Origin of the sequence: Phenylobacterium sp. (assembly GCF_030645195.1) — a bacterium.
Lineage (GTDB): Bacteria > Pseudomonadota > Alphaproteobacteria > Caulobacterales > Caulobacteraceae > Phenylobacterium.
Genome location: NZ_JAUSLW010000091.1, coordinates 1 through 11,285, shown reverse-complemented (window position 1 = coordinate 11,285; position 11,285 = coordinate 1). Strand labels below are relative to the sequence as shown.

Here is an 11,285-nt window from a genome sequence, read left to right as displayed (position 1 = left end):
CGACCTGGAGCTCGCCTACACCCTGGCTGACGGCGTCGAATATGTCCGCGCCGGCGTCGCCGCTGGCATGACTGTCGACCAGTTCGCCCCTCGGCTGTCGTTCTTCTGGAACGCCGGCATGAACGCCTTCATGGAGATCGCCAAGCAGCGGGCCGGCCGCCTGCTGTGGGCCAAGCTGATGAAGGACGAGTTCGACCCCAAGGACAGCCGCTCCCTCTCCCTGCGCGCCCACACCCAGACCAGCGGCTGGCGCCTGGCGGCCTCGGACGTCTACAACAATGTGCCCCGCACCCTCGTCGAGGCCATGGCGGCGGTGGGCGGCCAGACCCAGAGCCTGCACACCAACTCGCTCGACGAGGCCCTGGCCCTGCCGACGGACTTCTCCGCCCGCATCGCCCGCAACACCCAGCTCTTCCTGCAGCTTGAGAGCGGCCAGACCCGGGTCGTCGACCCCTGGGGCGGCTCCTTCTATGTCGAACGCCTGACCGCCGACCTGGCGGCCCGGGCCCTGGAGCACATCGCCGAGGTCGAGGCCCTGGGGGGCATGGCCAAGGCCATCGAGGACGGCCTGCCCAAGCGCCGCATCGAGGAGGCCAGCGCCCGCACCCAGGCGCGCATCGATAGCGGCCGCCAGAGCGTCGTCGGCGTCAACCGCTACCGCTCGGACATCGCCGAGGTGATCCCGATGCTGAAGGTGGACAACTCCGCCGTCCGCGAGCGCCAGCTGGAGAAGCTCACCCGCCTCAAGGCCGAGCGCGACCCCGCCGCCGTGGAGGCGGCCCTGACCGCCCTCACCGAGGGCGCGCGCGGGACCGCCAACCTGCTGGAGCTGTCGGTCAACGCCGCCCGGGCCAAGGCCACGGTGGGCGAGATCAGCCTGGCCCTGGAGCATGCCTTCCGCCGCCACTCCGCCGAGGCCTTCGCCGTCACCGGGGTCTATCTGCGCGAGGCCGGGCCCACGCCGGCCAGCGACAAGGCCAAGGCGATGACCCAGGCCTTCGCCCAGGCCGATGGCCGCAAGCCCCGCATCCTGGTGGCCAAGATGGGTCAGGACGGCCACGACCGCGGCCAGAAGGTGATCGCCTCGGGCTTCTCCGACCTCGGCTTCGACGTCGACATCGGCAACCTCTTCCAGACCCCGGCCGAGGCCGCCGCCAAGGCCGTGGCCGACGGGGCCCATGTGGTGGGGGCCAGCTCGCTCGCCGCCGGCCACCTGACCCTGGTGCCGGAACTGAAGGACGAACTGGCCAAGCTCGGCCGCGCCGACATCCTGGTGGTGGTGGGCGGGGTCATCCCGCCGGAGGACTTCCAGGCCCTGCGCGACGCCGGGGTGGCGGCGATCTTCACCCCGGGCACGGTGGTCCCCGAGGCGGCCATCGAGGTGCTGGACCGGCTCAACGAGCAGCTCGGCTACGCCCAGCTCGACAAGGTCTAGGGCGGCCTTCCGCCGCAGGTGGGTTGCCTCCGATCCCCATTCCGGTGATTGTCGGGGCGATTGTCGGAGGGGACCGCATGACCCGGAAGAGACTTGCTCTCGCCCTGGCGCAGCTTGGCCTGGTGGCCGGCGCGCTCTGCCTGACCCAGGTGGCCAGCGCCACCGCCCCGGTGCGGGAACGCACCCTGGCCGCCCCGATCCCCCTGGCCGCCCCCGTGCCCATGGCCTCCAGCACCGTCGCCCACCGCTACTGGCCGGTGGTGACCAGCCTGGCCCAGGCCACCGTGGCGCCGGCCCACCTCTTCGATGGCAAGGTCCAGGGCGCGCCCTTGCGCAGCTTCGACACCCGCCGTCCCGCCGATCCCCGCAAGCCCCAGACCCGCCGCCACGTGGGGGTCGACCTGACCGCCGCCGAGGGCGACACGGTGGTGGCGATGGAGAACGGCCAGATCGTCAACTTTTATCCCTTCCTGGCCCGCGCGGCCTCGGTCGGCGGCGAGAACACCTACGCCATCCTGATCCAGCACAAGGACTATGTGGCCCTCTACGGCGAGGTCCACGCCAGCAGCCTCAGCGCCAAGGGCCTGAAGGTTGGCGACCGCGTCGCCGCCGGCCAGCCGATCGGCGTGGTCAGCGGAACCGCCCAACTCCACACTGAAACCTACGCCTCGGGCGTCACCCGCAACATCAAGTGGCCGGTGGGATCGCCGCCGCCGAGAGAGATGCGCAATCCGACCCAGCTGCTGCTGGACACCGCCCTCACCGGCGAGCGCCTCTATCCGAAGACCCTCAGGCTCGCCGGCGCCTGAACCAGGCCTCGGCGGCGAACAGGGTCGCCAGCAGGCAGCCGGCCGTGATGCCAGTGATCAGGTCCCGCGCCAGGGTCAGGCCGAAGGTCGCCAGCAGCACCGCGGCCGTCCGCCAGGACAGGCGGGCCAGCCGGGCGAACTCCGCCTTCTCGGCCATGTTCCAGCCCACCACCACCAGCATCCCGGCCAGGGCCGCCAGGGGCACATAGGCCGCCAGCGGCGCGGCCAACATCATGAAGCCCAGCAGGAACAGGCTGTGCAGCATGCCGGCCACCGGGCCCTTGGCGCCGGCCCGGACATTGGTGGCGGTGCGCGCGATGGTCCCGGTGACGCAGATGCCGCCGAACAGGGCCGCGCCCATATTGCCGGCGCCCTGAGCCACCAGTTCGATATTGGAGCGGTGCTGACGGCCGCTCATGCCGTCGGCCACCGTGGCCGAGAGCAGGCTCTCGATGCCCCCCAGCAGGGTGAAGGCCGCCGCCGCCGGCAGGACCGCCAGCAGCTTCTCCATCGTCACCGCCGGGAGATGGGGCATGGGCAGGCCGCTGGGGATGCCGCCAAAGCGGCTGCCGATGGTCTCCACGTCCAGATGCATCAGGGCGGCCGCGGCGGTGGCGATCACCACGCCGATCAGCAGGGCGGGCCAGGCGGGCCGCCAGCGGCGGACGGCGAAGGCGATGAGGATGCAGGCCGCGCCGACCGCCAGGGCCTGGGCGTTGGTGCTGGGCAGGGCCCGGGTCAGGGCCACGATCTTGGGCCCGAACTCCCCCGGCTCCCCGCCGGCGAGCCGCAGGCCGAACAGGTCCTTGAGCTGGCTGGCCGTGATGATGGTGGCGATGGCGGCGGTGAAGCCCACCGTCACGGCGTGGGGCACGTAGCGGATCAGGGCGCCCAGGCGCAGGAACCCGCCCAGGGTCAGCATGAGGCCCGACAGGAAGGTCGCCAGCACCAGGCCGTCGATCCCCTGCTTGGCCACCGTGGCCGCCACCAGGACGATGAAGGCGCCGGCCGGACCGCCGATCTGGAACCGGCTGCCCCCCAGGGCCGAGACCAGGAAGCCGCCGACGATGGCGCTGTAGAGGCCACGATCGGGCGACACCCCCGAGGCGATGGCGATGCCCATGGAGAGCGGCAGGGCGACGATGGCCACGGTCAGGCCCGCGATCGCATCGGCGCGCAGATCCTTCAGGCTATAGCCTTCGGCGAAGATGGTCGCGAGCTTCGGCGTGAAGACGCCGGTGAACCGCGGCTGCGCCGCTTCCGTCATGCCAGTTCCCCGACTCTGCTGACCATGATGCGCAGCGTGAGCGACCATGCCCATATCGCGCAAGGGCGACCTTGCGCGAGATCAAGGGTGCTGACCGGAGCCTGGAGCGTGACAGGGTGAATTGGACACCGATTCAGGCGCCCGTCTCGCTCTGCCCAAATAGGCTCTAGCGCGGCGTGATGTTGCGCAGCTTGCCGCGCGGCTTCTTCTTGCCACCCCAGCCATGGGGCATCTCGGCGGGGCCGTGACGGGCCTCGATGTCCTTCTGCAGGGCCGTGGCGGCCATCAGGTGACCCGGAAACAGGGTGTCCACCGCCCAGCCGACGATCGGCACCGCCGAGCTGGCCGAGTCGGCGGCGAGATAGACCCCCATGCGCAGCAGGGTCGGCAGGGAGGCGCCGGCGGCCAGGCCTTCGATGACCAGCAGGCCGCCCGCCGCGATGCTGTAGATGCTGTTGGCGCCCGGCACCCAGGCCAGGATGCCATCGAGGCCAAGGCCAAAGGGCCCGATCCCCACCAGACGGTCGGACAGGCGCTTGACCCGCTCGGCCGTGCGCCAGGACTGGTGCGCTCTATCTCTGGATACCGCCATCCCGCCTCAACGCGCCCCTTCCCCGAAAGCTCCACCGGAGCGCTGAAAGCCCCCGCTAACCGAGGAAGACGACCCGGCGCTTTTCCTTGCCCGCCCGGATGCGGGACAGGACATCCTTGTATTCCGGGCTGTTGGCGGCCTCTTTTCGGGTTCCCTCGAAATAGATGGTGTCCTCCATGTGCTTGAGCAGCATGTCGGCGGCCCATTTGTGGCCGGTGAACAGGACATCGGCGATCTTGCCGATGCTCCCCGCCGCGCCGGCCAGCGTATCGATCGCGAGGATGGCGAACATCTGGAGCAGGACCATCGGCGCCGCGCGCGCCCGCACGCCGTCGAAGAGTAGAAGACATCCCGCGCCGACGCTGTAGAGCTCGCCGGCCCCGGGGATCCAGGTCAGCAGGCCGTCCAGGCCGATACCCAGCGGTCCGATCCCCACCACGTTGTCGGACAGCTTCTTCGTCCGCTCGATGCTGTTGCGGATGTTGTGCAGGTCGATATGCGACTGCGCGACTAGCATTCACCGCTCCCAGGCCTCAGGCGGGGGCACTCTGCCGCAAGCGCGCGCCGGCTCAAAGCCCGCCCCGCGCATTTTCGCGCCTCAGGGGAAACCGAGGCGGGGCATTGCGCATATCACGGGAGGGCGCCTCGCGAAGGGGCCGGATTCCCCCTATGTTTGCGCCATGGCCAAGAACGACCCGCCCCTGCTGATCGTCACCACCCACTTCATCGAAGGCCGTCCCGTGCGTCAGCACCTGGGCATGGTGTCGTCCCAGGCGATCCTCGGGGCCAATGTGGTGCTGGACCTGGTGAACGCCATCCGCGACTTCATCGGAGGCCGCTCCAAGGGCTATGAGCGGGTCCTGGCCCAGGCCCGGGCCGACGCCCTGAAGGGCCTGGAAGCCGAGGCCCGCGCCCTGGGCGCCAACGCCATCGTCGGCGTCGACCTGGACTACAACACCGTAGGCCCCAATGGCTCGATGCTGATGGTCTCGGTCAACGGCTCGGCGGTGATCCTCTAGCTAGACCAAATCCCCCGCCGCGGCGTCGAACAGCAGGTAGGTGCGGCCGGCGTCGCTGCCCAGCAGTTGGCCGACCTCGAAGCCCTGGGGATCGCGGGCCGCGGCGTCGTCCAGCAGGTCCTGGAAGCCGTTGAGATAGGTCACCACCTGGCGGCGCAGGGTCTGGTCGGTGAACAGCCGCCGCGACAGGCGACGGGTGGCGGCCGGCGCCAGCTTACGCACCACCTCGCGGGCGCCGTCGACGTCCTCGGTCTGGATGGCCGCGGCGATCTCGTCGATGCGGCCCCGAGGCAGCAGGGCCGTGGGGTCGATCCCCATGGCCGCCACCTCGGCGGCGAGAACGGCCTCCAGGCCGGGCTTGCCCGCCTGGGCGGGGCCGCCCTCGTCGATGGAGGACAGCAGGTCCTTCCAGGTCCATTCGTCCGCCGGTTCAGCGGCCGGCTCCCGAGGCGCCGACCGGCCTGCGGCCTGCTCGAAGACGTTGGAGAACTCCTCGTCGGTGGCCGTGGGCGTCAGCCGCAGGCGGCGGCGTGTGGGTTCGGCGGGTTCGAGGGGCTCCGACGCGGCGACCCGGGGTCGGCGAACGGGCGCAGGCGGCTCGACCGGCTGGGTCAGCTCCAGCGCCCCGTCGTCCTCTTCCTCCAGCTCCTGGTACTCGGGTTCCGGCTCGGGCTCCGGCTCGCGGCGGCTGCGGGGCCGCGGCGGCGGGGCGACGATGCGCTCGCGCATCTGGGCGGGCTGGGGCGGCTCCAGGCTAGCGGCGCCGCCGGCCACCGTGCCCATCAGCCGCACGGCCTCGCTGAGCATCTCGTAGTTGCGGCGGACGCGTTCCTGGAAGGCCGCGTCGATGGCCTGGGTCTCGTCGGAGGTCCGCCGGGCGTGGTCCATCAGGTCGTCGATGCTGTCGGCCACCGCCTGGCGCACCTCCTCGGCCTGACCGCGGGCGGCGGCCGGCAGGCGGGTGGCGCGGGCCTCGATGTCGGCCATCATGCCGGCCAGCTCGTCCAGGGTGGCGCGGGCGGCGACCGCCCCCTCCTCCAGCTTGCGGGCGGTGGCGGCCCCGGCCTGCTCCACCATCTGGGCGGAGCGCTCGATCAGCTCACGGGCCTCGGCCAGGCGCTGTTCGAACACCTGGTTGGCCTTCTGGCCGGCGCTGAAGGCGGCCTCGGACAGCTGGTCGACCTGTTCGCGGGCGGTGACGGCATGGGCCTCGGCGGCCTTGCGGGTTTCCTCGGCGGCCTGGCCCAGGCCCTGGATCGCCGCGCGGGTCTGTTCCTCCAGCTTGCGGCGCTCCTCGGCGGCGGCCTTGGAGACCGCCTCCATGGAATGCAGGGTCGACTGGCCGAACTCGTCGCGCTCGGCCTTGGCCGACTCCGCCAGCTCGCGGAACTGCTCGGCGGCCTCGGCGATCAGCTCGCGCAGGGCCTCGCCGCCCTTGACGGCGCGATCGCCCATCTCGGCGGTGGAGAGCCGCGCCTGGCTGATGAACTCCGAGAGCTGGGCGGCGTGGGTCTCCGACTGGGCGCCGAAGGCCTCCTGGTCGGCGCGCAGGGCGTGGGCCACGGTCACCAGGCCGGCGCGCTGTTCGGTCAGGCCCTGTTCGACCCCGCGGATCTGGTCGGCGACGCCGATGCCGGCGGTCTCCAGGCGAGCGATGTGGCGGGTCAGGTCCTCGCCGGCGGTGCGGGCGGCGTCGCTGGCCTCGCCGGCGGCGGCGGCCAGGTCGGCGGCTCGGGCGGCGAGCGCGGCCTCGGCCTCGCGCAGCTGGGTCTCGGCGAGGTCCGAGGCCTCGGCCACCATGCGGGCCTGCTGGGTGATGGCGTCGGCGACGGCGGAGGCCTGGGCGTCCAGGGTCTGGGTCAGCCCCGCCATCTCGGTGCGCTCGCGGCCGAGCACGCTGGTGAGTTCGGTGGCGGTGCGGGCGCTGGCGCCGGCCGCCTCGATCAGGCGCTCGCTCTCCGAGGCCAGGGCCTGGCGCAGGGCCAGCAGGGTCTCGCGGGCTTCGTCGGCGGCGTTTCCGGCGCGGGCGATCTCCTCGCGCACCGCCTGGACCACGTTGCTGGCCTGGGCGCCGGCGGCCATGGCCGGGGTCACCATCTCGTCGGTGAGCTGTTTGGCCCGACGGGCCTCCGCGCCGAGCATCTGGCCCTGGCGGATCATGTAGGCCGCGATCCAGACGAAGGCCGCCGGCCCGATCGCCATGGCGGCCAGGACGGTGATCGCGAAGGGGTCGAAGTCGAAGGGCGACACCGCCCGACGATAGCCGAAAGCAAAGGCGATGGGCGCCAGGGCCCAGAGCACCGAGACCACCAGGGCGGCGAGATAGATCGGCCAGGCCGAGGGCAGGTCGGAGGTCTTCACGGCCTTGGCCGGGGCCGGCGGCTCGGCGGGCGGCGCGGGCGTCTGGACCGGGGCCGGGGTCAGATCGGCGGCGGGGGGGATGGGCGACAGCGGCGCGGCGGCCTGGGGTTCGGCCAGCACGGGGCTGGCGGGCGGTTCGGCGGCGGCGAGATCGAGATCAGGATGCGCCTCCGGCGCGGCGGCGCTAAGGCGCGACGGGGCGTCCTCGTCGGTCAGGCTCTGGAAATCCACCGGCGGATGCCGCTTCTTGATCTTCATTCGCGGCCTGTCTCAAGCGCCTTCGACCCTGCGACCGGGAAAGGCGCCAATACGCGCGCCGCCCCGAATTCGCGCCCCAATGAAACGATTACCGGCGAACCGACCCGGCGGAAAGCGTCATCGGACGGAATCATGCCCGGTGGAGACCGATTGTCGCGGAGTCCCGCAACGGGACGTCAGGTTTTGAGGACCTGGGCCTTCTGGGTCGGGCAATCGACGGTCTTCTGCGCGCCCTCGAGAATCTTGACGGCGGGCTTGGGAACCGCCGTGCGGGCCACCGTGCGCTCGGTATGGCTAGGGTGCTCGACCGGGTGCGGAGCTTCCAGGGCGACGCCGAAATGCGAATAGGCGAAGGCGGAGGAATGCACGACCACGGCCGCGACGATCTCGGTCAATGTCTGCACTGGAACACCTCCCCGAGCCCGCCGCGATTCCGTAGACCGCAGTTATATGACAAGCGCCGCCTTACCGCGACGCCATGTAACGTGAAATTTTCGTCATGTAACCAGGGCGCGGGCCAATCGGCCCGCAAACTCAGCGCTTACGACAAAATACATCCCGGATCACCGGGCTGTCGGCGACGTAACGCCCCTCCCCGTCCAGGGCCAACCGCGCCCTCTGGCTGGAGTCGTAATAGGCCGAGGATCCCAGTCGCACCGAGCGGCAGAAGGCGTTTGCGCCCGAGCCGTTGGGCGAGATGTCCAGGCCCACGATGTTGGGATAGGGGAACAGCACCCCCGTGGCGCCCTCATAGGGCCCAGGCTGTCCGGGCCGGCCCCAGCCGCCGCCACGGGACCAGGCGCCCTCGAAATAGGCCTGCAGGGAGGAGATCTTCAGCCCCAGGCCCTGGGTGTTCAGGTCCGGAATGTCGCCCATGATGTCCCGGCATTTGCCGCGATAGCCGGAGTCCTCGCACACGCGCCAGCGGCCCTGCAGCCGCACGCTCTGGGCCATGTCGTTGAAGCCCATCGGCGCCATGTTCTCCGCCGTGGCGGTGACCGTGATCTGCCGGCCCTGGAAGTTGGGCAGCTCATAGAGGGTGGCCCTCGGCGCGGCGCCCGGCCCGGGGCCGTTGAAGCCCGCGCCGCCGCCCCAGGCTTGGGCCGCCGCGGCGCCCGCCGACAGACTGGCCGCCGCAAGCGCCACAGCGCCGATCCAGAGTTTCATGGTCGCCTCCCAAGATTTCCGTCCGGCAAGCTTAGCCGCGAGCGGCCGTCCCGGGAAAGCGCTTCAGGCGGCGAGCGAGTCCTTGAAGGCCGCCCCCTCATGGGCCAGCAGCCAGCGCTTGCGCGGCAGGCCGCCGCCATAGCCGGTCAGGCTCCCATTGGCGCCGATCACCCGGTGGCAGGGCACCACCACGGCGACGGGGTTGGAGCCGTTGGCCAGGCCCACGGCGCGCATGGCGCTGGGCGAGCCGATCCGCTCGGCCAAACCCTTGTAGCTGAGGGTCTCGCCGGCCGGGATCGTGCAGAGCGCGTCCCAGACCTTGCGCTGGAAGGCCGTGCCGTTGGTGGCCCAGGCGATCCCGGCCAGGGCGTCGAGGTCGCCGCCGAAATAGCGGCCCACGGCCTCCCGCAGCGCGTCCGGCGCCCGGCCGGGGTTGAGCGCCATGCCCCGATAGTGGCGGCCCATCAGGGTGCGCATGCGCGGCTCGTAGTCGGCGAAGTCGAAGGCGCGCAGCACGCCGGCTTCGTCCACCACCAGCAGGGCCTCCCCCACGGGGGTGGCGACGCGGTCGAGGATCAGGGTTTCAGGCAGCGACTTGGTCATGGGTCTTGTCCTTGGTGATCTTGGGATCGAGCGCCGCGTCGGACGCCCACAGGTGGGAGGCGGCGTAGGCCCGCCAGGGCCGCCACCGCTCGGCCCGCGCCAGCAGCTCGGTCGGCGTCGGGCGAAGGCCGTTCTCGTCCTCCAGGGCCCGCAACAGGCCGAGGTCGGCATGGGGAAAGGCGTCGGGCTCCCGCAGGGCCCGCATGGCGATGTATTGCGCCGTCCACTCGCCGATGCCCGGCAGGGCCCGGAGCTGGGCGACGGCCTCCTCCAGGCTGCGCTTCATCCCGAACAGGTCCGGGTCGGCGGCGGCTGCCTGCGCCAGGGAGACCAGGGCCCGGCCCCGGGCGCGCGGCATGCCCAGGGTCTCGACATCGGCCTTCGCCAGTTGCTGCGGCGTCGGAAACAGATGGGTGAGGCCCAGCGCGTTGGCCGCCTCGTCCTGGACCGGGGACCCATAGGATGCGGTGATCTTGCCCGCGAGGTTGCGGGCGGCGACCACGGTGATCTGCTGGCCCAGCACCGCGCGGACCGCGAGTTCGAAGCCGTCCCAGGCGCCGGGCGCCCTCAGGCCCGGCCGCCGGGCCACCAGGGCCGCCAGTTCCGGATCCTCGGAGAGATGCCCGCCGATCAGGGCGGGATCGGCGGCCAGGTCGAAGACGCGGCGCAGCTTGGCGATCACCGCCGGCCAGGCCTGGACCTTCGGGAAGCGCAGGGTGACGTCCAGCCAGTCCCCCTCCCCCTGGGCTACGATCACCAGGCCGTGGGCGTCGCCCACCTGCAGCAGACGAGCGTAGCGGCGGCCGGTGACCGTCTCGACCCCGGGAATGGCCCGCAGGGTCCAGAAGGCCAGCATGGCGTCCCAGTCATAGGGGGCGCGATAGGGCAGCCGGATCGTGGTTCCGGCCCCATCGCTGGCGGCGACATCGGCCCCACCGGAGCGCCGCAGGGCGCCGGGCGGGCGGTCGAAGAGTTGCTGGAAGGTCTCGTTGAAGCGCCGCACGCTGCCGAAGCCCGAGGCCATGGCCACCTCGGCCATGGGCAGGCGGGTCTGGTGGATCAACTGCTTGGCCAGCAGGACGCGGCGGGTCTGGGCGACCGCCACCGGCGAGGCGCCGAGGTGCTGGCGGAACAGGCGTCGCAGCTGGCGCTCACCCACCCCCAGCCGCTCGGCCAGGCCGTCGACGTCGCCCTCGTCCAGCGCCCCCTGCTCGATCAGGGAGAGCGCCCGGGAGACGGTGTTGGAGGTGCCCTTCCAGGACCCCAGGTCGGGCGAGGTCTCCGGCCGGCAGCGCAGGCAGGGCCGAAATCCGGCCTCCTGCGCGGCGGCGGCCGAGGGGTAGAAGGCGATGTTCTCGCGCTTGGGCGTGCGGGCGGGACAGACCGGACGGCAATAGATGCCGGTGGTCTTCACCGCCCCAAAGATGCGGCCGTCGAAACGGGCGTCTCGCATCGAGAAGGCGCGGTAGCAGGCGTCGTCGTTCATATCCATGGCCAGATCATCCGCCCCCTGTCCGGCGAAGTCTCGCGGTTTTCGGACACTGACCTTATGTTATTGGCGGTTTTCGGACACCGAAGACGGTGGCCCTTTCCTCCACACGCTGTCAGGAATTCTCTGTCGTAGGGCGAGCCTGCGTCTCGTAAGTCACCGCCCAGGGCCGATCCGGGCGCAGGAAATCTGCGACCGGCCGTCATTACAGGTTTAAGGCAGAGATCGGCCCGATGTTCATGTGCAAGGTTCAGCCCTGATGGCGGTCACCGCTCTCGCCCAAAC

11 protein-coding genes are annotated in these 11,285 nt (G+C 71.3%); 3 read left to right on the top strand and 8 right to left on the bottom strand.

The window, feature by feature from the left end; all coding sequences use genetic code 11:
- Together Q7T09_RS08245 and Q7T09_RS08240 are read left to right on the top strand one after the other, a co-directional pair.
- The coding region (locus Q7T09_RS08245; RefSeq protein ID WP_304699117.1) for a methylmalonyl-CoA mutase family protein at window positions 1-1,435 on the top strand (1,435 nt) is incomplete at its 5' end.
- Window positions 1,436-1,512: 77 nt separating this feature from the next.
- Window positions 1,513-2,244 carry a M23 family metallopeptidase gene (locus tag Q7T09_RS08240; protein ID WP_304699116.1) on the top strand — a complete coding sequence of 244 codons (732 nt, stop codon included), beginning with the start codon at window positions 1,513-1,515 and terminating at the stop codon, window positions 2,242-2,244.
- On the opposite strand, the gene Q7T09_RS08235 is transcribed toward Q7T09_RS08240, so the two are convergent.
- From Q7T09_RS08235 to Q7T09_RS08225, 3 genes are all read right to left on the bottom strand, one after another.
- Window positions 2,225-3,511, bottom strand: coding sequence for a SulP family inorganic anion transporter (locus tag Q7T09_RS08235; RefSeq protein WP_304699114.1), 1,287 nt, complete (start codon window positions 3,509-3,511; stop codon window positions 2,225-2,227). The two genes, Q7T09_RS08240 and Q7T09_RS08235, sit on opposite strands and share 20 nt — an antisense overlap.
- A gap of 166 nt (window positions 3,512-3,677) precedes the next feature.
- Window positions 3,678-4,103 carry a DUF4112 domain-containing protein gene (locus tag Q7T09_RS08230; protein ID WP_304699112.1) on the bottom strand — a complete coding sequence of 142 codons (426 nt, stop codon included), beginning with the start codon at window positions 4,101-4,103 and terminating at the stop codon, window positions 3,678-3,680.
- A 55-nt stretch (window positions 4,104-4,158) separates the two neighbouring features.
- The gene (locus Q7T09_RS08225) at window positions 4,159-4,620 is read right to left on the bottom strand and encodes a DUF4112 domain-containing protein (RefSeq protein WP_304699111.1); all 462 of its coding nucleotides are present in this window, start codon (window positions 4,618-4,620) and stop codon (window positions 4,159-4,161) included.
- 184 nt (window positions 4,621-4,804) lie between these two features.
- Here Q7T09_RS08225 and Q7T09_RS08220 point away from each other — a divergent pair, with 184 nt between their 5' ends.
- Complete coding sequence (locus Q7T09_RS08220) at window positions 4,805-5,122, top strand: heavy metal-binding domain-containing protein (RefSeq protein WP_304699118.1); 318 nt, start codon at window positions 4,805-4,807, stop codon at window positions 5,120-5,122.
- Here the strand turns inward: Q7T09_RS08220 and Q7T09_RS08215 are convergent, their stop codons facing one another.
- The 5 genes from Q7T09_RS08215 to Q7T09_RS08195 all read right to left on the bottom strand — a co-directional run bounded on the left by Q7T09_RS08215 (window position 5,123) and on the right by Q7T09_RS08195 (window position 11,003).
- Window positions 5,123-7,741 carry a polar localization protein TipN gene (locus Q7T09_RS08215; RefSeq protein ID WP_304699109.1) on the bottom strand — a complete coding sequence of 873 codons (2,619 nt, stop codon included), beginning with the start codon at window positions 7,739-7,741 and terminating at the stop codon, window positions 5,123-5,125.
- A 176-nt stretch (window positions 7,742-7,917) separates the two neighbouring features.
- Window positions 7,918-8,145, bottom strand: coding sequence for a hypothetical protein (locus Q7T09_RS08210; protein ID WP_304699108.1), 228 nt, complete (start codon window positions 8,143-8,145; stop codon window positions 7,918-7,920).
- Between the two features lie 130 nt (window positions 8,146-8,275).
- The gene (locus tag Q7T09_RS08205) at window positions 8,276-8,908 is read right to left on the bottom strand and encodes a beta/gamma crystallin-related protein (protein ID WP_304699107.1); all 633 of its coding nucleotides are present in this window, start codon (window positions 8,906-8,908) and stop codon (window positions 8,276-8,278) included.
- A gap of 63 nt (window positions 8,909-8,971) precedes the next feature.
- Window positions 8,972-9,511, bottom strand: a complete 540-nt coding sequence (locus Q7T09_RS08200; protein WP_304699106.1) for a methylated-DNA--[protein]-cysteine S-methyltransferase — start codon at window positions 9,509-9,511, stop codon at window positions 8,972-8,974.
- Window positions 9,492-11,003: an AlkA N-terminal domain-containing protein gene (locus tag Q7T09_RS08195; RefSeq protein ID WP_304699105.1), complete on the bottom strand. Its 1,512-nt coding sequence runs from the start codon at window positions 11,001-11,003 to the stop codon at window positions 9,492-9,494. The genes Q7T09_RS08200 and Q7T09_RS08195 overlap by 20 nt, the downstream gene beginning before the upstream one ends.
- Between the last annotated feature and the right edge of the window lie 282 nt (window positions 11,004-11,285).